The following is a 21485-nucleotide window of genomic DNA, read 5'->3' as shown; positions in this document are numbered from 1 at the left end:
CCCAACAGCGTGCCCGACACCCTCGCCGCTTCCCTCAACGTTCCACGCTCCGAAGAGCAGTACTGGAAGGAGAAGACGATCAAGTGTGCCGAATAGTCAACGTTCCACCCATGAGCAACCACCGTCGAACGTTTGCCGACGTTATGGCCCTGGACCACCAAGCAAGCTTGGCGGCCTAGATGCTCCTTAGAAAGGAGGTGATCCAGCCGCACCTTCCGGTACGGCTACCTTGTTACGACTTCGTCCCAATCGCCAGTCCCACCTTCGACAGCTCCCTCCCACAAGGGGTTGGGCCACCGGCTTCGGGTGTTACCGACTTTCGTGACGTGACGGGCGGTGTGTACAAGGCCCGGGAACGTATTCACCGCAGCAATGCTGATCTGCGATTACTAGCAACTCCAACTTCATGGGGTCGAGTTGCAGACCCCAATCCGAACTGAGACCGACTTTTTGAGATTCGCTCCACCTTGCGGTATCGCAGCTCATTGTATCGGCCATTGTAGCACGTGTGCAGCCCAAGACATAAGGGGCATGATGACTTGACGTCGTCCCCACCTTCCTCCGAGTTGACCCCGGCGGTCTCCTGTGAGTCCCCATCACCCCGAAGGGCATGCTGGCAACACAGAACAAGGGTTGCGCTCGTTGCGGGACTTAACCCAACATCTCACGACACGAGCTGACGACAGCCATGCACCACCTGTACACCGACCACAAGGGGGACCCTGTCTCCAGGGTTTTCCGGTGTATGTCAAGCCTTGGTAAGGTTCTTCGCGTTGCGTCGAATTAAGCCACATGCTCCGCTGCTTGTGCGGGCCCCCGTCAATTCCTTTGAGTTTTAGCCTTGCGGCCGTACTCCCCAGGCGGGGAACTTAATGCGTTAGCTGCGGCACCGACGACGTGGAATGTCGCCAACACCTAGTTCCCACCGTTTACGGCGTGGACTACCAGGGTATCTAATCCTGTTCGCTCCCCACGCTTTCGCTCCTCAGCGTCAGTAATGGCCCAGAGATCCGCCTTCGCCACCGGTGTTCCTCCTGATATCTGCGCATTTCACCGCTACACCAGGAATTCCGATCTCCCCTACCACACTCTAGCCTGCCCGTATCGACTGCAGACCCGGGGTTAAGCCCCGGGCTTTCACAACCGACGTGACAAGCCGCCTACGAGCTCTTTACGCCCAATAATTCCGGACAACGCTTGCGCCCTACGTATTACCGCGGCTGCTGGCACGTAGTTAGCCGGCGCTTCTTCTGCAGGTACCGTCACTTTCGCTTCTTCCCTGCTGAAAGAGGTTTACAACCCGAAGGCCGTCATCCCTCACGCGGCGTCGCTGCATCAGGCTTTCGCCCATTGTGCAATATTCCCCACTGCTGCCTCCCGTAGGAGTCTGGGCCGTGTCTCAGTCCCAGTGTGGCCGGTCGCCCTCTCAGGCCGGCTACCCGTCGTCGCCTTGGTGAGCCATTACCTCACCAACAAGCTGATAGGCCGCGGGCTCATCCTTCACCGCCGGAGCTTTTAACCACCGTCCAGGAGGACGGAAGTGTTATCCGGTATTAGACCCCGTTTCCAGGGCTTGTCCCAGAGTGAAGGGCAGATTGCCCACGTGTTACTCACCCGTTCGCCACTAATCCACCCCGAAGGGCTTCATCGTTCGACTTGCATGTGTTAAGCACGCCGCCAGCGTTCGTCCTGAGCCAGGATCAAACTCTCCGTGAATGTTTCCCCGTGATCGGGGTGACACCACGAGAGCGGACCAGACAGGAGGAATAGTCCCGTCCGGTCACAGCGTCCTCGCTGTGTTTATTTCAAAGGAACCTCGCCCCAACCATCAGATGACGGCCGGAGACGGGGTAATCAACATATCTGGCGTTGACTTTTGGCACGCTGTTGAGTTCTCAAGGAACGGACGCTTCCTTTGTACTCACCCGAGAGACTCTCTCGCGGCTTTCCTCCGGGCGCTTCCCTTCGGTCTTGCTGTCTTGCGTTTCCGACTCTATCAGATCTCTCCGATCCGATTTCCTCGGGGGTTTTGCTTTTTACCGCTCTTGCTTCCGGAATTCCGCTTTTCGCGGTCTCCCTTCGGCGATTCCGAACTCTATCAGTGTTTTTCCGGCCCTCTAACCAGGCATCCGCAGACATGCGAAAGCTGAGCAAAGTTAAGGTTGACTTGATAGAAGCTGCCGGGCCAACGGACGTTCGAAGACGTCGGTCCGTCCCAGGCAGGGGTACGACAGTACATGGGGGTCAGGGTGCGGCGCAAATCGTTTGCCGGGCGCCCCTACGTCAGCCAACCGGTACCTCTGGTGCGGAACCGGGACTTTTTATGACTTACGCTTCTGAACAGTACGCCTTTGCACAGTACGCCGTCCAGCACAACCGTGACGGCGCTCAAGAATCTCCGCCCCCTGGGAGGCTTGCCATGACCAGTGTGTCGTCCCCTCTTGTAGGACGCGCCATCGGGCTCTCCACCGTGCCTGACCCGGTGTTCTCCGGCGCCATGGTCGGCCCCGGCACCGCCATCGACCCCGTCCGTGAGCCCTCCGAGGCCGTCGCTCCCGTGGACGGCATCGTCGTCTCCCTGCACCCGCATGCCTTCGTCGTCGTGGACGACCAGGGGCACGGTGTGCTGACGCACCTGGGCATCGACACCGTCCAGCTCAACGGTGAGGGCTTCGAGCTGCTCGTCAACAAGGGCGACACCGTTCAGCGCGGCCAGGCCGTGGTCCGCTGGAACCCGGCCGCGGTCGAGGAGGCCGGCAAGTCGCCGGTGTGCCCGGTCGTCGCGCTCGAGGCCAGCGCCGAGTCACTGTCGGACGTCGTCGAGGATGGCGACGTCGCGGCTGGGGACCTTCTCTTCAGCTGGAAGTGACGGACGTCCGTTCGCGGACTGCCGGCAGCAGCACAACCAACGCGGCGGCTCGGGCCGCCGCACTATCGGAGACGGTGAGATGGAGACAACGCTTCGCGGCGTCGGTGTGAGCCACGGTGTGGCGATCGGCGAGGTCCGGCACATGGGGACCGCCGTGCTCGAGCCGCCGGCCAAGCAGATTCCGCCGGAGGAGGCCGAGCGCGAACAGGGGCGCGCCCGCCAGGCCGTCGAGGCTGTCGCGGCGGACCTGATCGCCCGCGGCAATCTGGCCGGTGGCGAGGCGCAGATGGTGCTCGAGGCCCAGGCCATGATCGCTCAGGACCCTGAGCTGATCGCCGACGTCGACCGCCGGATCACGGTCGGCAGTTCGGCGGAGCGGGGTATCTACGACGCCTTCTCGCACTACCGCGAGCTTCTCGCGGGTGCCGGCGAGTACATGGCGGGCCGGGTCGCGGACCTCGACGATGTGCGGAATCGTATCGTCGCCCGTCTGCTCGGGGTTCCCATGCCCGGCGTGCCGGACAGCGACAAGCCGTACGTGCTCATCGCCCGTGACCTCGCCCCCGCCGACACCGCGCTGCTCGACCCCGCGCTCGTGCTCGGCTTCGTGACCGAGGAGGGCGGGCCGACCAGCCACAGCGCCATCCTCGCGCGCGCTCTTGGTGTGCCCGCTGTCGTGGCGCTGCCGGGCGCCGGAGAGCTGGCGGAGGGCACCGTCGTCGCCGTCGACGGCAGCACGGGCGAGATCTTCGTCGACCCGACCGCGGAGAAGCGGGCCGCCCTTGAGGCGTCCGCCGCCGAGCGCAAGGCCGCGCTGTCCGCTTCGACCGGGCCCGGCGCCACGTCGGACGGGCACAAGGTGCCGCTGCTCGCCAACATCGGTGGCCCGGCGGACGTTCCCGCCGCCGTCGAGGCGGGTGCCGAGGGCGTCGGTCTCTTCCGCACCGAGTTCCTCTTCCTCGACGACAGCAAGCAGGCGCCGTCGGAGGAGAAGCAGGTCGAGGCGTACCGCCAGGTGCTCGAGGCCTTCCCCGAGGGCCGGGTCGTCGTGCGCGTGCTCGACGCCGGCGCCGACAAGCCGCTCGACTTCCTGACCCCGGCCGACGAGCCCAACCCGGCTCTGGGCGTGCGGGGGCTGCGCTCCCTCCTCGACCACCCCGAGGTCCTGCGTACGCAGCTGACTGCGCTGGCGAAGGCCGTCGAGGGGCTGCCGGTCTATCTCGAGGTCATGGCTCCGATGGTGGCCGACCGGTCCGACGCCAAGGCGTTCGCCGACGCCTGCCGCGAGGCCGGTCTGCAGGCCAAGTTCGGTGCGATGGTCGAGATTCCGTCCGCCGCGCTGCGTGCCCGCTCGGTGCTGCAGGAGGTCGAGTTCCTCTCGCTCGGCACCAACGACCTGGCCCAGTACACCTTCGCGGCCGACCGTCAGGTCGGTGCCGTGTCGCGGCTGCAGGACCCGTGGCAGCCCGCGCTGCTCGATTTGGTCGCGCTGTCCGCCGAGGCGGCCAAGGCCGAGGGCAAGAGCTGTGGCGTCTGCGGTGAGGCCGCGTCCGACCCGCTCCTCGCCTGTGTGCTGACCGGTCTGGGTGTCACCTCCCTCTCCATGGGTGCCGCCTCGATCCCCTACGTCCGCGCAACGCTCGGCAAGCACACGCTGGCCCAGTGCGAGCGGGCGGCCGCCGCCGCCCGCGCCGCGGACTCCGCCGACGAGGCGCGTGCCGCCGCGCAGGCCGTCCTGTCCGGCGAGTAGGCGACGAGCCGCAGCCCGGCCGGCCCACAGGGCTCCGGGCCGCGGGCTCTTCTGAGGGCGCTTCACCTTCGGGTGGGGCGCCCTCAGCGCTGTCGTCGCTGTCGTCGCTGTCGTCGCTGTCGTCGCTGTCGTCGCTGTCGTCGCTGTCGTCGCTGTCGTCGCTGTCGTCGCTGTCGTCGCTGTCAGCGGGTCTGTACTTGCCTGCGGTTCAGTGGCAGTCGCGGCCCTCCAAGGCGGCGAGGCCCTCCACTTCGGGCGCTGTGCAGTACTCGACACCCGGTTCGGGTGCGGTCAGGTCGCCGGAGACCGTGTCGGTGCAGTACGCGTCGAAGACCTGGGCGGCGGTCAGCTGCTGGAGGCGTTTCTCCTTCAGGCGCCAGCCGTAGACGCGGGCGCTGTGGTCCACGGTGGTCCGGACGACCAGGGCGCAGGGGGTGTCGGTGACGAGGGCGAGCGCCATGACGGTCGTCAGTTCCATCGCCGACGTCTCGTCGAGACGGACGGTGCCGGGTGTCCGGGCGTCGATGTGGAGTACCGCGAACAGCGTCTGCTGCCCGGTGGGGACGCTGCACACCCAGTGGTGGAGGCCGTCCCCGATGGTGTCGACGGCTCGCGCCACCAGGTACGAGGCGCGGGCGAAGGCGGTGCGGCCGATGTCCTCGCCGCAAGCCGGGCAGGGGCCGGTGCGGGCGAGGACGGAGGAGGCGTACTCCCAGGTCGCCCGGCGGACGGCTTCTTCGACGAGCCGGGGCACGAGATCGGCGAGGGGTTGTCCCTCGTACGGGAGCGAGGGACCTGTCGACGCCAGTTCCGCGGTGAAGCGGGTGCGGCTGGTCGGGGTGTCGGGTTCGAGGCCCCCGTCCGCGCAGAACTCGGCGTACTCGTCGGGGTCGAAGAGGGCGACGGTGGTGTGGCCGCCCGTCGCCGCCAGGGATTTGAGCAGGGACTCGACCTGGCGCAGGTACGCCGTGTGGTCGTCGAAGGTGAAGCTGCGGTAGCGCCGCATCCGCGTGAAGTCGTGTTCGTCGGCGAGCAGGCCGATGGTTCCCGCGATCTCGCGGCGCAGGATGGTCCGGGTGCTGGTCGTCCGGCCGTGCTGGGTGTTCGTCATGATTCCCCCTGAGTGCGCTCGTCGATCGATGCTCACTCAGAGTAATCGGCGGCAATGACAACGGCCCCGGGGCGGGCCTGACCAGGCCGGACGCCGCTCGGCCGTCAGGCTCGTCCGCGGGCGATCTCCTCGTAGAACCGGAGCAGTTCGAGGTTGTCGATGGAGCCGGGGTTGACCGCCTTCTCCAGCGGGGTGCCCTGGAGCAGTCGCTTGACCGGGACCTCGATGCGCTTGCCGGTCAGGGTGTGCGGGACGCCGGGGGCTTCGATGATCTCGTCGGGGACGTGCCTCGGGGAGAGCTGTTCGCGGATGACCTGCTTGATGCGGGCGCGCAGGTCGTCGTCGAGGGTGGCGCCGGGGGCGAGGTGGACGAAGAGGGGCATCCAGTAGCCACCGTCGGGCTGTTCGAGGCCGATGACGAGGGACTCGCGGATCTCGGGGAGGCGTTCGACGGCTTCGTAGATGTCGGCGGAGCCCATGCGGACACCCTGGCGGTTGAGGGTGGAGTCGGAGCGGCCGTGGATGACGACGGAGCCGCGGGAGGTGAGGGTGATCCAGTCGCCGTGGCGCCAGGCGCCGGGGTAGGTGTCGAAGTAGCTGTCGTGGTAGCGGCTGCCGTCGGGGTCGTTCCAGAAGCGGATCGGCATGGACGGCATGGGGTTGGTGACGACGAGTTCGCCGACCTCGTCGGTGAGGTCGTTGCCTTCGGGGTCCCAGGCACGCAGGTCCGTGCCGAGGCCGGGGGCCTGGAGCTCGCCGATGTGGACGGGGAGGGTGGGCACGGCTCCCGCGAAGCAGGAGCAGACGTCGGTGCCCCCGCTGACGGAGGCGGTCCAGAGGTCGGCGCGGACCTCGTCGTGGAGCCAGCGGAAACCGTCGGGCGGGAGCGGGGAGCCGGTGGTGGCCACGCACTTCACGCGCGTGAGGTCGTAGTCGCGGGAAGGGTGCACGCCGGCCTTGCGGCAGGCCATGACGTACGCGGCGGAGGTGCCGTACAGGGTGGCTCCGGTGCGTTCGGCGATGGCCCATTGCGCGCCGGTGTCGGGAAAGCCGGGGCTGCCGTCGTACGTGACGATCGTGGTGCCGGTCAGGAGGCCGGAGACGAGGAAGTTCCACATCATCCAGCCGGTGGAGGTGTACCAGAAGAACCGGTCGTCGGGGCCGAGGTCGCAGTGCAGGCCGAGCTGTTTGAGGTGCTCGACGAGGATGCCGCCCTGGGACTGGACGATGGCCTTGGGCAGGCCGGTGGTGCCGGAGGAGTAGAGCACCCAGAGGGGGTGGTCGAAGGGCACCTCTTCGTAGACGGGCGCCACGTCGGCGGAGGTGAGGGCCGACCATTCGAGGGCGCCTTGCGGGGCGTCGGTGCCCAGCAGGGGGATGTGCACCACTGCGCGCAAGGAGGGCAGTTCGGTGCGGAGTTCCGCGACGGTGTCACGGCGGTCGTGCTCCTTGCCCCCGTAGCGGTAGCCGTCGACGGTGAACAGGACGACGGGTTCGACCTGCTGGAAGCGGTCGAGGACGCTGCGGGCACCGAAGTCGGGCGCGCAGGACGTCCAGACGGCGCCGACGGCCGCGGTGGCCAGGAGGGCGACGACGGCTTCGGGGATGTTGGGCAGGTAGCCGCTGACTCGGTCGCCGGGGCGGACGCCCAGGGCGCGCAGTTCGGCGGCGAGCGAGCCGACCTGGCCGCGCAGCTCCGCCCAGGTGACGGGGCGGAGCTCGTGCGTCTCGTCCGTGTGGAGGATGGCGGGGGTGTCCGCGCGCGCGGGGTCGTCGGCGGTGCGCAGGGCGTGGGCCGCGTAGTTCAGGGTGGCGCCGGGGAACCATTCGGCGCCGGGCATGGCGCGGCTGCCCAGCACGCGCGCGTAGGGGTGGGTGAAGCGCACGTCGAAGAAGTCGGTGACGGCTTTCCAGAAGGTGTCGAGCTCCGTGACGGACCAGCGGTGCAGGGCCTCGTAGCCGCCGTCCGCGGGTGCGCCGTACCGGTCTGCGGCCCAGGCCTGGAACCGGGTGATCCGCGCGTCGGCGATCTGCTGCGGTCCGGGCCGCCAGAGCGGCGAGGGGTTCGCTGTGGTCATGGTGCGGCTCCTGGAGAGTACGCGGCGTGTGCGTCCTGTGCGCGCACGGGCTGGGGTGTGCGCGTGACGCGGCTGAGAGGACGATGTCATGTGATCGATTGCGGCACCAGGGTGTCCGCCACACAGTGCGGCTCGTGAGGATGTGCGGTGGCCACGGGTGAACGGGAGTTGAACGCGGCCCGCGCGCGCGTCGGCGAGTGGCAGGGTGAGCGGCATGGACGGTGGTGGCCTGGTGCGCTCGGTGAAGGTGTTCTCCCTGCTGGGGCCGGTCCAGGGGGTGCGGGCCGTGGGGGCGGCGTGGCGGCGGCGCCGGGCGGACTCCGCGGGCCTCGCCCGCCGGGGGCCGGAGCGGGCGCGGGTGCCGGGGAGCGTGGTCGGGGCGGAGCCCGCGCCGGGTGGCGGTCTGGTGCGTTTCGAGCGGTCGCGGCTGCTGGTCAGGGTGACGGTGAGCGGTGCCGTGTTCCTGGGGTGGGACGGGGCCGAGCCGGCGCCGTCCTACGGTGTCGCGGGGCGGTGTCCCGAGGCGGACGCGCGTGCCGTTCTGGAGCCGGACAAGGACGGCGGCTGGCGGGTGGTGTCCGAGCGGGCGACCGTGGCGGTGTCACGGCACGGCGCTGTCACGGTGTGCACGCCTGGTGGGGTGCTGTTGCGGCGTGCGCTGCCGCCGCGCTGGTGGGAGCCGGTGGGTGGCGGGGAGGCCCGGTGGGTGCAGCGCTCCGAGGTGGCGGCGGACGCGCGGTTCTTCGGGCTCGGGGGGCGTGCGGAGGGTCCGCGGCTGCGGGACGGGACGTACGCCCTGTGGAACAGCGACCCGGGCGATGTGCCCGGATCGGCGGACGCGTCGTCGTCGGTGGGGATGCCGGTGCAACTGGTGGTCGCGGACGCGGGCACGCATCTGGTGTTCCACGACACCACGTGGGACGGCACGGTGAAGCTGCGGGAGGGGCGCGAGGGCGCGGGTTCCGGGCACGACCGGCCGGGCACGAGCGAGCTGCGGACGGGCGGCCCGTTGCGCTGCTGGGTGGTGGTGGGCACGCCCGCGCGTGTGCTGCATACGTGGACGCGGCTGACGGGGGCTCCCGCGGTGCCGCCGTCATGGGCTTTGGGTCACCACTACGCGCGCGGGGATCTCGACGCCGAGGAGGAAGTGGGCCGGGTCGTCGACAGGTTCGAGAGGCTTCGTCTGCCCTTGGCGGCCGTGCATGGGGAGATTGAGCGTCCTGGGGCTCGATGGGCCGAGGAGGTGCGGGAGGACCGGGTGCGGCTGGTGGCCGAGGTCATCCCGCAGGTGGAGGCCGTGGCCAGCAATGCGGTGTTCGACAGTGGGCGGGCGATCGACACCTTTGTGCGCGACGCGTCCGGGCGCCGGGTGCGTGGGCGCGTGGGGACGGTGTGGTCGGTCTGTCCGGACTTCACGTCGGAGAAGGTCCGGAAGTGGTGGGGCGGTCTCTACGAGGAGCGGGTGGCGCAGGGCTTCTCGGGGTTCTGGCACGCCATGCGCGCGCCCGCGTCGTTCCCCCTCTCGGCCCGGTACGCGCTGGAAGGGCGAGGCGGCGACCATCGCGAGGCGCACAACGTGTACGCCCTGTGCATGGCCCGCGCCGCGTATGAGGGGCTACGCGAACTGCGCCCGCAGGAACGGCCTTTCGTGGTCGGCCGGGGCGGCTGGGCGGGCACGCAGCGCTACGGCGGGGCGTGGTGCGGCGATGACGTGCCGGCCGGCTGGTCCGGGCTGCGCGCCTCGCTGGCCCTGGTGATCGGGCTCGGGCTGTGCGGGATCCCGTACGCGGGAGCGGATGTGAGCGGCGCCGACGAGGAGCCGTCGCCGGAGCTTTTCGTGCGCGGGGTCCAGTTGGGCGCCTGTCTGCCGTTGTTCCGTACGCGGTCGGCGTCGCGGGTGGGGCGGCGGGAGCCGTGGGGCGTCGGTGACGAGGCGCTCGCCCACGCGCGCGTGGCGCTTCAGGGACGGCGGCGTCTCGCGCCGTACTTCATGTCGCTCGCGCACGTGGCCCGGCAGACGGGTGCTCCGTACGTGCGGCCCTTGTGGTGGGGTGCTCCGGAGGACCGTGGCCTGCGGGACTGCGGGGACGCCTTCTTCCTGGGCGACTGTCTGATCGTGGCTCCGGTGCTGGAGCCCGGGGTGGAGCGCAGGAGCGTACGGCTGCCCGAGGGGCGGTGGCACGACACGGCGACCGGCGCGGTGTTCGACGGTCCGGGGCCGGTGACGGTCGACGCTCCCCTGTCGCGGATTCCGGTGCTCGCGCGCGCGGGCGCGGTCGTGCCCGTACGGGGTGAGGGCGGTGGGACCGAGCTGGAGGTGTGGGGTCCGGAGGCGGGGCGTGCGGGCGGTGGCCTGGTCGTGCCCGACATGGGCGACGGGTGGGAGGAGCCGAAGGCCGAGCGGTACCGCGTGCACTGGCGCGAGGGGCGGGTGGTCGTGGAGGGGAACGGCGGCGATGGGAGGCCGCCGTACCCCGTGCGGCTGCGTGGTCTCTGAGGGCGCGTCTCAGCGGGGGGCGGGGACGGTCACAAGGGACGCGCGTAACGACCCTCGAACCATGCCTTGACGGCCACCGTGTGGAGCGGGAAGGCGAGTTCGGCCGGGTGGCGCAGGAGGTGCCAGCCTTCCGTCTCGTCCGTAGCGGCGCTGTCGGGCAGCTGGTCCGCCGGACGTTCGGGCAGGAGACCGAAGAGCAGGAGGTGGCCGTCGGGGGCGCTCATGGCGTCCACGAGGCGCACGTCGCGGCCGGCCGCGTCGATGCCGGTCTCCTCCTTCAGCTCGCGGACGACGGCGTGGCGCCAGTCCTCGCGGTTGTCGATGAAGCCGCCTGGCAGAGCGGCCTCCCCGCGCGCGGGGGCGATGCTGCGGGTGATCACGACCAGTGCCGTGCCGGCCGTGTCGTACACGGGCTGCAGGGCGATCGCGACGGGCAGCGGGTTCCGGTAGGCGACGGTCTCGCATGCCGGGCAGGTGCGCGGCCAGCCGTGCACCTCGTTCCCGTAGGCGGCTCCACAGCTCGAACAGTGGGAATCCGGAACGGGGTTGACCATGGGGTGGGTTTCTTCGGACACGGCGCGGACTGTATCCGATCACCCGGGCACGGTCTTCCCCGGAGGGGTCGGCTCCTGATAGACGCAGGGACCATGACCACAACCGTCACCGCACTGCGCAGACTCGCCGCCATGGTTTCCGCCGCACTGCTGGGCGTGGCCGCCGCTCCGGCGACCGCACAGGCCGCGCCCGAACCGAAGGCGCCCAAGGGCTTCGTGGCGCTCAGCGACGTCGATCCCACGATCATCCAGGAGATGCGCTACTTCACGGAGCACGACTTCGTGGGCGAGCGGATCGACGGCTACAAGAAGCCGATGTGCATCCTTACGCGGCCTGCCGCGAAGGCTCTGCACAAGGCGCAGCTCGGACTCCTGAAGCAGGGTTACTCGCTGAAGGTGTACGACTGCTACCGGCCGCAGCGGGCCGTCGACCACTTCGTCCGGTGGGCCGAGGACCTGGGCGACCAGCGGATGAAGGCGGAGTTCTATCCGCGGGTCGACAAGACGCGGTTGTTCGCGGACGGCTACATCGCCGAGAAGTCGGGGCACAGCCGGGGCTCCACGGTCGATCTGACCGTCGTGAAGCTGCCGGCCCGCCCCGCGCGCGCGTACGTGCCCGGAGAGTCGCTCACGCCCTGTTACGGGCCCAAGAAGGAGCGGTTCCCCGACAATTCCGTCGACATGGGCACCGGGTTCGACTGCTTCGACACGCTCGCGCACACGGATGATCCGCGCATCAAGGGCGTGCAGCGGGCCAACCGGGATCTGCTGCGCAACGCGCTGTCGGGGCAGGGGTTCGTGAATCTCCCTGAGGAGTGGTGGCACTTCACGCATTTGGCGAGTCAGGGCGACGTGTACTACGACTTCCCGGTGAGCCGCCGATCCCTCACGTCCTAGCCGGACGAGTCGGCCGATCGAAAACTGGCCACGATCTGGCGTGCGTACTGATCATCCGGGCCTAGGTCTTGGACCGCTTGATCGGCCTCATGCATCCGACTCGTCTCGCACAGCAGGTGAATGAGGGTATAGAGGGCATGGCGATCGCCCTCTCTGGCGCGGTTACGGAGTGCCGTTCCCATCCTCCGCTGGCGGAGCGCTCTGTTGAGCCTCCGCCGCGCGTGGACATCAGTGATTGCGCGCTCCGTAAGCTCCGAGAACCGATCCGCCCGCGCCAGCAGATCCATGTGCCACAGGTGGCTGTCATGCCTGGAGGGATCGGCGGAGAAGCACTCCGCGTGGGCGCTCACCAGCGCGATGGCCATGTTCCAGTCGCGGCGTCGTTCCGCCGCTTGAGCTACCTCGAACCACTCCACGCGACGAGTATCACCCAGCGCGGGAGAGCGGGGCCCTCCGGCGAGGAGTGGCCGGGATCGCTACAGGTGAGCCGCTGCCTGCTGACGAGCGACTGAAGAGAAGGACTGTGGCACTACACCTACAAGCCCGAGCTCTTCCCCGACACCTACTTCGACTTCCCGGTCTCCCGGCGGTCGCTTGCGGGGCGGTGAACCGGAGGGCGCGGCCGGAAACACCCCCGTCGGATCCCGGTCGCGCCCTCACGGAATAGACGGACGCACAGGAGGCGCACATGGTTCTGCGCGACACCTGACGACGTTCGGCCGACCGTGGCACACTTCTGACGTTCCGTCAGGTCGGGCGCCGGGGAGGAATTGTGGCGCGAACGCGTACGCCTGTCGTCGCCGATTGGTTCACGGGCGAAGGGCAGGAGTTCTGTCTGCTGGGCACGCGGTGCTCGGCCTGCGGGTCGGTGTTCTTCCCCCGTGAGGACTCGGCGTGCCGCAACCCGGGGTGCGCGGGCGGTGAGCTCGTCGAGGTGCCGTTGTCGCGGCGGGGGCGGGTGTGGTCGTACACCGACGCGCGCTACCGGCCGCCCGAACCGTATGTCTCGGACCGGGAACTTCCGTGGCAGCCGTACACGTTGATCGCTGTGGAGCTCGCGGCAGAGCGCATCGTGGTGCTCGGCCAGGGGGCTCCAGGGGTCTCCGTGACCGATCTGGAGGTCGGCATGGAGGTGGAGGTCGTACCGGGGGTGCTCGGCGAGGAGGGGGACGAGGAGACGGGCACGGCCTTCACGACGTGGCACTGGCGGCCGACGGGGGTGGCGGGATGACGGGGGACGTGGCGGTGCTCGGCGCGGGCATGCATCCCTGGGGCAAGTGGGGGCGGAGCTTCGTCGAGTACGGCGTTGCGGCGGCGCGGGCGGCTCTCGCCGACGCGGGCGTGGAGTGGCGTGACGTGGACTCCGTGGTCGGCGCGGACACCGTGCGCGGCGGATACCCCGGCTATGTGGCGGGGGCGACGTTCGCCAAGGCGCTCGGGTGGCAGGGCGCTCGGGTGACCAGCGTGTACGCGGCCTGCGCGTCGGGGGCGCAGGCGGTGCAGGCGGCGCGGGCACAGATCCTCGCGGGGCTCGCCGAGGTCGTCCTGGTGGTGGGGGCGGACGCCGCGCCCAAGGGCTTCTTCCGTCCGGCGGGCGGGGAGCGGCCCGACGACCCGGACTGGTTGCGCTTCCGGGTGCTCGGGGCGACGAACCCGACGTACTTCGGGCTCTACGCGCGGCGCCGCATGGCTGTGCACGGGGACACGCTGGAGGACTTCGCGCAGGTCAAGGTGAAGAACGCGGCCTGTGGTGCGCTCAATCCGAACGCGCGCTACCGGACGGCGGTGACGGCCGAGGAGGTCGCCGGGTCCGCCGTCGTGGCCGATCCGCTGCGGTTGCTGGAGATCTGCGCCACCTCGGACGGGGGCGCGGCGCTGGTGCTGTCCAGCATGGAGTTCGCGCGGAGGCACCGGGTCACGGCGCCGGTCCGCGTCCGGGCGGTCTCCACGGTGACGCCGACGTATCCGGCCACGGTGCTCGACCTTCCGGACATCGCCACGGACTCGGCGGCGGGCGTCGAACCGGAGGGGCCGGGTTTCCGGGCCTCCATCGCGCGTGCCGCCTACGAGGAGGCGGGGATCGGCCCCCGGGACCTGTCCCTCGCCGAGGTCTACGACCTGTCGACGGCGCTCGAGCTGCAGTGGTACGAGGATCTCGGGCTGTGCGGCGAGGGCGAGGGCGCCAAGCTGCTCCGCGAGGGCGCGACCACGCTCGGCGGCCACATACCGGTGAACGCCAGTGGCGGGCTCGCCTCCTTCGGGGAGGCGGTTCCGGCGCAGGCGATCGCGCAGGTCTGCGAGCTGACGTGGCAGCTGCGGGGAGAGGCCGGGGCGCGGCAGGTGGCGGGGGCGCGGGTCGGGATGACCGCCAATCAGGGGCTGTTCGGGCACGGGTCGGCGGTCGTCGTGGTGCGCTGATCCACTGCGTGCGCCGGCCCGACATCCGTACCGTGCCGTTCCTCAATCCCCTTTCGCATGGCGGGATTTGAGGCGCTGCGCCCTCCCCTCAACCGTTGCCGTCCGCGACCTTGACGCTCCAGTACGGCCGGTGAACACTTCCGGTGTCAGTCGGCATCGCCGCATGTCGGCCCTTCGTTCACGGGCCACTCCCCCACGATCGGCGGCAGTGCGGGCACGCTTGTCACGGACGCCGGGCGGGCGCGGGACGCTCCGCCGCCGGCCGAAGTCGCCGGAACCAGCCATGGGATACGCACCCTGCACGGAGGACCGGGGCGAGGGCCCCGGGCGAGGGCCTAGGAGCCGCCATGAGCAATGGAGACATCTTCGTAGGTGAGGTCATCGGCACCGCCATCCTGATCCTGTTCGGCGCGGGCGTCTGCGCCGCCGTCACCCTCAAATACTCCAAGGCGAAGGCGTCCGGGTGGGTCGTCATCGCGTTCGGCTGGGGCTTCGGGGTCCTCGCGGGGGCGTACACGGCCGCGCCGCTCTCCGGCGGGCATCTGAACCCGGCCGTGACGCTCGGCATCGCCGTCGACACCGGCAAGTGGGACAAGGTCTGGGTCTATCTGTGCGGCCAGATGGTCGGGGCGATGCTGGGAGCCGTCCTCGCGTACCTGGTGTATCTCGCGCAGTTCAACGCCAATGTGAGCGCGGGCGCGAAGCCGGGGGCGCAGGGCGCGCAGGAGTCGGCGGGCGCCGTGGAGGGCGGCGGTCCGGTGCCCACACTGGGGATCTTCTCCACGATCCCGGAGATCCGGAACCCTGTCGCGAACCTGATCACGGAGGTCATCGCGACGATCGCCCTGGTCCTGCCCATCCTCGCGTTCGGTCTGACCAAGGGCCTGGGCGAGTCCGGCATGACGGTGCTGCTCGTGTCGCTGGTCGTCGTCGGCATCGGCCTGTCGCTCGGCGGGCCCACGGGCTACGCGATCAACCCCGCCCGTGACCTGGGGCCGCGCATCGTCCACCAGTTCCTGCCCATTCCGAACAAGGGCACGTCCGACTGGGGTTACGCCCTCGTCCCGGTGGTCGGACCGCTGATCGGCGGGGCGCTGGCGGGGCTCATCTACAACGCAGCGTTCTGAGCACGTCACCACTCGTACGCACGCCGTCTTCTCACGAAGGGGTAGCCATGCCCGACAACTCCGTGAAGTACGTCGCCGCCATCGACCAGGGCACCACGTCGAGCCGCTGCATCATCTTCAACCAGGACGGCGAGATCGTCGCCGTCGACCAGCGCGAGCACCGGCAGATCTTCCCGAAGCCCGGCTGGGTGGAGCACGACGCCACCGAGATCTGGTCCAAGGTCCAGGCCGTGGTGGCGGGCGCGATCGCCAAGGCGGGCCTGCGACCCGACCAGCTCAGCGCGCTCGGCATCACCAACCAGCGCGAGACGACGGTCCTGTGGGACCGGGCGACCGGCAAACCCGTGCACAACGCGATCGTGTGGCAGGACACCAGGACCTCCGCGCTCTGCAAGGAACTGGGCGGCACGGACGGCCAGGACCGGTTCCGCGAGCAGACGGGACTGCCGCTGGCCAGCTACTTCTCCGGGCCGAAGGCGGCCTGGCTGCTCGACAACGTGCCGGGCCTGCGGGCGCGCGCCGAGCGCGGCGAGATCGCGTTCGGCACGATGGACTCGTGGCTGATCTGGAATCTGACGGGCGGCACCGACGGCGGCGTCCATGTCACGGACGTCACCAATGCCGGGCGCACCATGCTGATGAACCTGGAGACGCTGCAGTGGGACCCGACGATCCTGTCGGCGATGAACGTGCCGCAGGCGGTGCTCCCGGAGATCCGCTCCTCGGCCGAGGTGTACGGCACGGCGGTGGGCCAGCTCTCCGGGGTGCCGGTCGCGTCCGCCCTCGGCGACCAGCAGGCGGCCGTGTTCGGGCAGGCGTGCTACGACACCGGGACGGCGAAGAACACGTACGGGACGGGCAGCTTCCTGCTGCTCAACACGGGGAACCGGCCGGTCCCGTCGAAGAACGGGCTGCTCACCACCATGGGCTACAAGATCGGCTCCGAGGCGCCGGTGTACTGCCTGGAAGGGGCCATCGCGATCACCGGCGCCCTGGTGCAGTGGTTCCGTGACCAGCTCGGCATCATCAGGACGGCCGACGAGATCGAGACCCTTGCGGCGAGCGTCGACGACAACGGCGGGGCGTACATCGTGCCGGCGTTCTCCGGCCTGTTCGCGCCGTACTGGCGCTCCGACGCGCGCGGTGTCGTCACGGGCCTGACCCGGTACGTCACCAAGGGGCACCTGGCGCGCGCCGTCCTGGAGGCGACGAGCTGGCAGACCCGCGAGGTCGTCGACGCCATGTACCAGGACTCCGGGGTGCGGATCACGACCCTGAAGGTCGACGGCGGCATGACGAAGAACAACCTCCTCATGCAGCACCAGGCGGACGTCCTCGGGGTGCCCGTCATCAGGCCCAGGGTGTCCGAGACGACGTGCCTGGGCGCCGCGTACGCCGCCGGGCTCGCCACGGGCGTGTGGAACGACCTGGACGAGCTGAAGGCCCACTGGCAGCGGGACGCGGAGTGGACGCCGTCGATGGACGAGCGGGCCAGGGAGGCCGAGTTCCACAACTGGCGCAAGGCGGTGGAGAAGAGCTTCGGCTGGCACGAGGAGGCGGGCGCCGAAGGAGCCTAGGGCGGTACGGCGGTACGGCGGTACGGCGGTACGGGCGCGTAGCGGAGAAGTGGGCGGTACCGGCGTACGCGCGCGTAGCGGAGAAGAAGACGGCACGGGCGCGCGCGTAGGGGCGGAAGACGTCCCTACGCGCGCGTGCCGCACCGTACGGGTCAGGTCACCGCGGGCTGCCGTCGGCGTGCGGCCGTGTCCGCGGCGTGTTCGACGACGCGGATCAGGACGTCCTTGACGGAGCCCTTGTCGCGGGCGTCGCCGAGGACGACGGGCACGCTGTCGTCCAGGTCGAGCGCCTGCCGCACCGAGTCGGCGGGGTAACGGTCGGCTCCGTCGAAGCAGTTGACGCCGACCACGAAGGGGATGGAGCGCCGCTCGAAGTAGTCGACGGCGGCGAAGCAGTCCTCCAGGCGGCGGGTGTCCGCGAGGACGACGGCGCCGAGGGCGCCGGTGGCCAGCTCGTCCCACAGGAACCAGAAACGGTCCTGCCCCGGCGTGCCGAAGAGGTAGAGGACGAGGTCCTCGCGGAGCGTGATGCGGCCGAAGTCCATGGCCACCGTGGTGGTGTGCTTGCCTTCCACGCCCTGGGTGTCGTCGACGGGCCGGCCGGCCTCGCTGAGCAGCTCCTCCGTGCGTAAGGGCCTGATCTCGCTGACCGCGCCGACCAGCGTGGTCTTGCCCACGCCGAAGCCGCCGGCCACCAGGATCTTGAGCGTGACGGGCTCGACGGGGCCCTTGCCGCGCTCGGATCGCCCGAAGATCATGGGTTGTCTCTCCTGCCTCACTACTGATGTCGCTGTGTGCTGTGCGCGCCGTTCCGGAGGGCCTTACAGAGCTCTGAGGCCGTCGATGACGTCGCGCAGGATGCTTTCGTCGGGCAGTTCCGCGGGCGGTACGGGACGGCTGACGTGGACCAGTTCGTCGTCTACGAGATCGCCGATGAGGACGCGGACCACGCCGACGGGCAGGTCGAGTTCCGCGGCGAGTTCGGCGACCGACTGCGGGGCGTCCTGACAGAGCCCGACGATGTCGACGTGCTCCGGCGACAGCGTCTGGTCGGCGACCGGGTCGTCGGCGCGGGACTCCGCGACGACGACCGCGATCAGGTCGAGGCGATGCTGGGCCGCGCTGCTGGTGCGGCCGCGTGTCATGGCGTACGGACGGACGACGGGTCCGGCCTCGTCGTCGAACCAGGCCTGTGTCTCCTGCGTCTCCTCACCGTCTGCGCTCATGCCGACCCACTACCCTCCGGCGGGCTGATCCGTGCGCGGGGCCGTCCCCAGATGTGCGCCCACCCGCTTGACCAGCAGTGTCATCTCGTAGGCGACAAGGCCGACATCGGAGTCCGCGTCGGACAGGACGGCGAGGCAGCTGCCGTCACCGGCGGCGGTGACGAACAGGAACGCCTCGTCGAGTTCGACGACGGTCTGACGGACGCCGCCCGCGTCGAAGTGGCGTCCGACGCCCTTGGCGAGGCTGTGGAACCCGGAGGCGACGGCGGCGAGATGCTCGCTGTCCTCCCGGCTCAGGTCCTTGGAGATCCCTGTCGGCAGTCCGTCCCCGGAGAGCACGAGCGCCTTGCGGATGCTGGCGACGCGCTCGACCAGGTCGTCCAGGAGCCAGTTGAGCTCCCTCGATCCACCGTTCGTGGTCTGCGCGGTGGCCTTCGGTGCGGTCATCGACCGTCCCCCTCAGAAGTCGTTCCCTGTGCTGTGCCGTCGGCGCCCTGGGCGCTCTCGGCGTTCTCCTCGCGGCCGCGCCGCCAGCCACGCTGGAGCGAGGCCATCCGGCTGCGTACCTCGTCGGCGTCCCGGTCGGCGGGCGATGCGGAGACTGTCTCGTCGCGGGCCTTCGCGCGGTTGCCGCGCAGGTCGGGCCCGTCCTTCAACTGCGGTGCAAGGTTCGCCTGCCGTACGCGCTTGGGCAGGCCCCCGAGTGTGGCGTCGGGCGCTGCGGTCTCGGCGGGCGCGGCCGGCTCGGCGGCACGCGCGCGCCTGCGCGGGAGGTCGGCCGGGGGCGCCGGGGTGAGGCCGCGGGGCCTCTCGGTGCCGTCGCGGTCGTGGCGCTCCCCCGGCTCCGTGGCGCCGCCCCGGTCGAGGGCGGCGGGCCGGGTGCGCGTGACGGGCCTGCCGTGCGAGCTGACGAGCTTGGGGGCGCGGCGGCGCGGCAGGGGCACGAGGCCCTCCGGGGCGGCGTCACGGCCGCCGCCACGGCCGTTCTCGGCGGTCGTGGGCTCGTCGGCCTGCTGGTGCTGTTCGCCGGGGAGGCCCGCGACGCGGCGGCGGGGGCGGAACAGCGCGCCGCGCTCGCTGTCCTCGTCGCCGAGGGCGCCCGGGAAGGCGGGCGTGTCCGAGGTGACCGGCGGCGCGTCCAGGGTGATGGGGCTGTCCAGCTCGACCGGGCCGCCGAGGACGGAGGCCGGGAGGCCGGGCAGGCCGTCGGAGGTGCCGAGGCCGGGCAGCGGCGCCTGGCGCGTCCCCTCGGGCCGGTCGAGGCGGAACCCGGCGCCCTCGGTGTCGGGGGCGTCCGTGAGCAGCGCCTCCGGGATGAAGACGACCGCGGTGGTGCCCCCGTACGGGGACGGCTGCAGGGAGACGCGGACGTTCTGCCGCTGGGCGAGGCGGCTGACGACGAAGAGGCCGAGACGGTCGGTGTCGGAGAGTTCGAACTCGGAGGTCTCGGCAAGGCGAAGATTGGCGTCCAGGAGGGCGTCGGCGGCCATGCCGAGGCCGCGGTCGTGGATCTCCAGGGTGAAGCCGTTGGCGACGCGCTCGCCGAGGACCTGGACGGCGGTGTGCGGGGGCGAGAACACCGTGGCGTTCTCCAGGAGTTCGGCCACCAGGTGGGTGAGGTCGGCGACGGCGGGCCCGGTCACCGCGATCCGCGGCAGCCGGCGCACCTCGATGCGCTCGTAGTCCTCGACCTCGGCGACGGAGGCCCGCACGATGTCCATGAGCTGCACGGGCTTGCGCCACTGGCGGGACGGCGCTGCCCCGGAGAGGATCACGAGACCCTCGGCATGGCGGCGCATACGGGTGGTCAGGTGGTCGAGCCGGAAGAGGTCGGCGAGTTCGTCGGTGTCGTCGGTCCTGCGCTCCATGGCGTCGAGCAGAGTCAGCTGCTTGTGGAGGAGGACCTGGCTGCGGCGCGCCAGGTTGACGAAGACCTCGGAGACGCCGCGCCGCAACTCGGCCTGCTTGACGGCCGCCTCGACGGCGGAACGTTGCAGGGTGTTGAGCGCCTGGCCGACCTGGCCGATCTCGTCCTTGTCGTACTCCAGGTGCGGCGACTCGGTCGCCACGTCGACGGTCTCGCCCGCGGCAAGGCGGCGCATCACGCCGGGCAGCCGGACGCCGGACGCCTCATGGGCCTCAAGACGCAGCCGGCCCAGGTCGCGGACGAGGCCGCGGCCGATGCGGACCGACAGGAAGAGGGAGACGAGCAGGGCGAGGAGGCCGAGGACACCGGCGACACCGGCCCGGACGAACACCTTGACGGCGATCGGTTCGGCCCGGTCCTGGTAGCGCTTCGCGGCTGCGGTGTCCCGCTCGGCGAGGGCGCCGAGGACCTGGCTCGCGGCCTTGTCCCAGCTGGCGGAGGTGACGCCCCTGGGGGTGCCCGGGGCGCCGGTGACCAGGGCGTTCTCGGCCGTGCGCAGCGGGTTGGTGTCGGGGCTGCGCCAGTAGCGCTGGAACCGGGCGCGTTCGTCGGCGGGCAGCTGGGCGAGGTGGGTGTCGTACAGGAGCGTGCGCTGCGCCACGAGGTCGGAGACCTGGCGCAGTTCCTGCTGCGTCAGACGGCCCGCGACGAGAGCCGAGCCGACCAGCGCGTCCTCGCGCGACAGCAGCTCGCGGGCCTTGATGACGCCGGCGACGGCGCGTCCCTGGCTCTCCACCTCGGAGTCGTCGAGAGCGGTGAGGTGGAGCAGGAAGCGATCCGTCGGCTCGATCAGGCGGGTGTAGAAATCGAGCGCCTGCGCGCGCGTGACGGTTCCTTCGTCCACGGTCCTGCGCAGGGACTCGATGCCTTCGAAGCCCTCGACGGCGGCGTCCAGGGCGCCCCGCGCGTCGCCGTTCAGGTCGTCGCGCAGGCCGGAGTCGGCGGCCTTCCGCTTGATCAGGGACATCTGCTCGTCGGCGGCGGTGCGGCGGGTCCGCAGGTCGGACTGGGCGTCGGAGGCGCGGGGGTCGGCGAGGTAGACCAGGGTCTGGCGGCGTTCGTCCTGCAGGGCGCGGCTGGTGTCGACCAGCGGGTAGCCGATCGCGTCGGCGGCGTTGTCCGCCGAGAAGAGCTGCATAGCGGCCCGCCCGGTGATCACCGAGGCGAACGCCCAGATCGCCGTGAGCGACAGGAGCGGCACCAGCAACAACGCCACGATCTTCCGGCGGATGGACTTCCCGCGAAAGCGCATGGCCTCCCCCAGATCGCCCCCGTGTGGTCGTCAGGGGCACACGTGTGCGTCAACAAACGGCGCGAGCCTACTACTGAGACACCCATTACTCGAAGGCCTGTCCGGATGCTGTCCGGTCCCTGTGCGGCGCGGGCGCCCCGAGTTGTCCGGGCATTGGGGGAGATTGCCTACCGGGATTCCGGTGGCCGACGCCTTTCACAGT

Annotated in this window: 16 protein-coding genes, 1 rRNA gene and 1 pseudogene; 9 read left to right on the top strand and 9 right to left on the bottom strand. The window is 70.2% G+C overall.

Annotated elements, in window-relative coordinates; all coding sequences use genetic code 11:
* Nucleotides 1–190 precede the first annotated feature (190 nt).
* Nucleotides 191–1716, bottom strand: a 16S ribosomal RNA gene (locus C1N81_RS36530).
* A gap of 703 nt (nt 1717–2419) precedes the next feature.
* Between C1N81_RS36530 and C1N81_RS36525 the strand changes: the two genes are divergently transcribed.
* Both C1N81_RS36525 and ptsP read left to right on the top strand, forming a co-directional pair.
* Nucleotides 2420–2869, top strand: coding sequence for a PTS sugar transporter subunit IIA (locus tag C1N81_RS36525; RefSeq protein WP_394435663.1), 450 nt, complete (start codon nt 2420–2422; stop codon nt 2867–2869).
* Nucleotides 2870–2948: 79 nt separating this feature from the next.
* On the top strand, nt 2949–4619 hold the full coding sequence (ptsP, locus tag C1N81_RS36520; protein ID WP_394435662.1) for a phosphoenolpyruvate--protein phosphotransferase: 1671 nt from the start codon (nt 2949–2951) through the stop codon (nt 4617–4619).
* 208 nt (nt 4620–4827) lie between these two features.
* On the opposite strand, the gene C1N81_RS36515 is transcribed toward ptsP, so the two are convergent.
* The gene (locus tag C1N81_RS36515; protein ID WP_394435661.1) at nt 4828–5730 is read right to left on the bottom strand and encodes a hypothetical protein; all 903 of its coding nucleotides are present in this window, start codon (nt 5728–5730) and stop codon (nt 4828–4830) included.
* Nucleotides 5731–5834: 104 nt separating this feature from the next.
* On the bottom strand, nt 5835–7808 hold the full coding sequence (locus C1N81_RS36510; RefSeq protein ID WP_394435660.1) for an acetoacetate--CoA ligase: 1974 nt from the start codon (nt 7806–7808) through the stop codon (nt 5835–5837).
* 214 nt (nt 7809–8022) lie between these two features.
* On the opposite strand from C1N81_RS36510, the gene C1N81_RS36505 reads away from it, so the two are divergent.
* On the top strand, nt 8023–10305 hold the full coding sequence (locus tag C1N81_RS36505; RefSeq protein WP_394435659.1) for a glycoside hydrolase family 31 protein: 2283 nt from the start codon (nt 8023–8025) through the stop codon (nt 10303–10305).
* A gap of 29 nt (nt 10306–10334) precedes the next feature.
* Here C1N81_RS36505 and C1N81_RS36500 read toward each other — a convergent pair whose 3' ends face one another.
* On the bottom strand, nt 10335–10859 hold the full coding sequence (locus C1N81_RS36500) for an NUDIX domain-containing protein (RefSeq protein ID WP_394438468.1): 525 nt from the start codon (nt 10857–10859) through the stop codon (nt 10335–10337).
* Between the two features lie 93 nt (nt 10860–10952).
* On the opposite strand from C1N81_RS36500, the gene C1N81_RS36495 reads away from it, so the two are divergent.
* Entirely contained in the window at nt 10953–11756 is an 804-nt protein-coding gene (locus C1N81_RS36495) for a M15 family metallopeptidase (protein WP_394435658.1), read from the top strand.
* Here the strand turns inward: C1N81_RS36495 and C1N81_RS36490 are convergent.
* The gene (locus C1N81_RS36490; RefSeq protein ID WP_394435657.1) at nt 11753–12172 is read right to left on the bottom strand and encodes a hypothetical protein; all 420 of its coding nucleotides are present in this window, start codon (nt 12170–12172) and stop codon (nt 11753–11755) included. The genes C1N81_RS36495 and C1N81_RS36490 overlap by 4 nt on opposite strands.
* 99 nt (nt 12173–12271) lie before the next feature.
* Between C1N81_RS36490 and C1N81_RS36485 the strand changes: the two are divergent.
* The 5 genes and pseudogenes from C1N81_RS36485 to glpK all read left to right on the top strand — a co-directional run.
* Nucleotides 12272–12364, top strand: a pseudogene (locus C1N81_RS36485) (D-alanyl-D-alanine dipeptidase); the annotation flags it as partial.
* A gap of 164 nt (nt 12365–12528) precedes the next feature.
* Nucleotides 12529–12987: a Zn-ribbon domain-containing OB-fold protein gene (locus tag C1N81_RS36480; protein WP_394435656.1), complete on the top strand. Its 459-nt coding sequence runs from the start codon at nt 12529–12531 to the stop codon at nt 12985–12987.
* Nucleotides 12984–14174 carry a lipid-transfer protein gene (locus tag C1N81_RS36475; RefSeq protein WP_394435655.1) on the top strand — a complete coding sequence of 397 codons (1191 nt, stop codon included), beginning with the start codon at nt 12984–12986 and terminating at the stop codon, nt 14172–14174. Before C1N81_RS36480 ends, C1N81_RS36475 begins: the two co-directional genes overlap by 4 nt.
* Nucleotides 14175–14521: 347 nt before the next feature.
* Nucleotides 14522–15301 carry an MIP/aquaporin family protein gene (locus C1N81_RS36470; RefSeq protein ID WP_394435654.1) on the top strand — a complete coding sequence of 260 codons (780 nt, stop codon included), beginning with the start codon at nt 14522–14524 and terminating at the stop codon, nt 15299–15301.
* Nucleotides 15302–15348: 47 nt separating this feature from the next.
* Nucleotides 15349–16878, top strand: coding sequence for a glycerol kinase GlpK (gene glpK, locus C1N81_RS36465; RefSeq protein WP_394435653.1), 1530 nt, complete (start codon nt 15349–15351; stop codon nt 16876–16878).
* A 152-nt stretch (nt 16879–17030) separates the two neighbouring features.
* On the opposite strand, the gene C1N81_RS36460 is transcribed toward glpK, so the two are convergent.
* The 4 genes from C1N81_RS36460 to C1N81_RS36445 form a co-directional block, all read right to left on the bottom strand.
* Complete coding sequence (locus C1N81_RS36460) at nt 17031–17636, bottom strand: GTP-binding protein (protein WP_394435652.1); 606 nt, start codon at nt 17634–17636, stop codon at nt 17031–17033.
* Nucleotides 17637–17699: 63 nt separating this feature from the next.
* A complete protein-coding gene (locus tag C1N81_RS36455; RefSeq protein WP_394435651.1) occupies nt 17700–18104 on the bottom strand; it encodes a DUF742 domain-containing protein in 405 nt (134 codons plus the stop codon).
* A gap of 9 nt (nt 18105–18113) precedes the next feature.
* The gene (locus C1N81_RS36450) at nt 18114–18551 is read right to left on the bottom strand and encodes a roadblock/LC7 domain-containing protein (protein ID WP_394435650.1); all 438 of its coding nucleotides are present in this window, start codon (nt 18549–18551) and stop codon (nt 18114–18116) included.
* Nucleotides 18548–21283 carry a nitrate- and nitrite sensing domain-containing protein gene (locus C1N81_RS36445; RefSeq protein WP_394435648.1) on the bottom strand — a complete coding sequence of 912 codons (2736 nt, stop codon included), beginning with the start codon at nt 21281–21283 and terminating at the stop codon, nt 18548–18550. Before C1N81_RS36445 ends, C1N81_RS36450 begins: the two co-directional genes overlap by 4 nt.
* Between the last annotated feature and the right edge of the window lie 202 nt (nt 21284–21485).

The sequence above is a fragment of the Streptomyces sp. SGAir0957 genome (assembly GCF_043523415.1).
This window is presented reverse-complemented; position numbering and strand designations above follow the sequence as displayed.

Excerpts from the sequence above, each read along its gene's own strand:
- C1N81_RS36525 (WP_394435663.1), top strand. The coding sequence starts at position 2,420 with ATGACCAGTGTGTCGTCCCCTCTTGTAGGACGCGCCATCGGGCTCTCC.
- ptsP (WP_394435662.1), top strand. The coding sequence starts at position 2,949 with ATGGAGACAACGCTTCGCGGCGTCGGTGTGAGCCACGGTGTGGCGATC.
- C1N81_RS36515 (WP_394435661.1), bottom strand. The coding sequence starts at position 5,730 with ATGACGAACACCCAGCACGGCCGGACGACCAGCACCCGGACCATCCTG.
- C1N81_RS36510 (WP_394435660.1), bottom strand. The coding sequence starts at position 7,808 with ATGACCACAGCGAACCCCTCGCCGCTCTGGCGGCCCGGACCGCAGCAG.
- C1N81_RS36505 (WP_394435659.1), top strand. The coding sequence starts at position 8,023 with ATGGACGGTGGTGGCCTGGTGCGCTCGGTGAAGGTGTTCTCCCTGCTG.
- C1N81_RS36500 (WP_394438468.1), bottom strand. The coding sequence starts at position 10,859 with ATGGTCAACCCCGTTCCGGATTCCCACTGTTCGAGCTGTGGAGCCGCC.
- C1N81_RS36495 (WP_394435658.1), top strand. The coding sequence starts at position 10,953 with ATGACCACAACCGTCACCGCACTGCGCAGACTCGCCGCCATGGTTTCC.
- C1N81_RS36475 (WP_394435655.1), top strand. The coding sequence starts at position 12,984 with ATGACGGGGGACGTGGCGGTGCTCGGCGCGGGCATGCATCCCTGGGGC.
- C1N81_RS36470 (WP_394435654.1), top strand. The coding sequence starts at position 14,522 with ATGAGCAATGGAGACATCTTCGTAGGTGAGGTCATCGGCACCGCCATC.
- glpK (WP_394435653.1), top strand. The coding sequence starts at position 15,349 with ATGCCCGACAACTCCGTGAAGTACGTCGCCGCCATCGACCAGGGCACC.
- C1N81_RS36460 (WP_394435652.1), bottom strand. The coding sequence starts at position 17,636 with ATGATCTTCGGGCGATCCGAGCGCGGCAAGGGCCCCGTCGAGCCCGTC.
- C1N81_RS36455 (WP_394435651.1), bottom strand. The coding sequence starts at position 18,104 with ATGAGCGCAGACGGTGAGGAGACGCAGGAGACACAGGCCTGGTTCGAC.
- C1N81_RS36450 (WP_394435650.1), bottom strand. The coding sequence starts at position 18,551 with ATGACCGCACCGAAGGCCACCGCGCAGACCACGAACGGTGGATCGAGG.
- C1N81_RS36445 (WP_394435648.1), bottom strand. The coding sequence starts at position 21,283 with ATGCGCTTTCGCGGGAAGTCCATCCGCCGGAAGATCGTGGCGTTGTTG.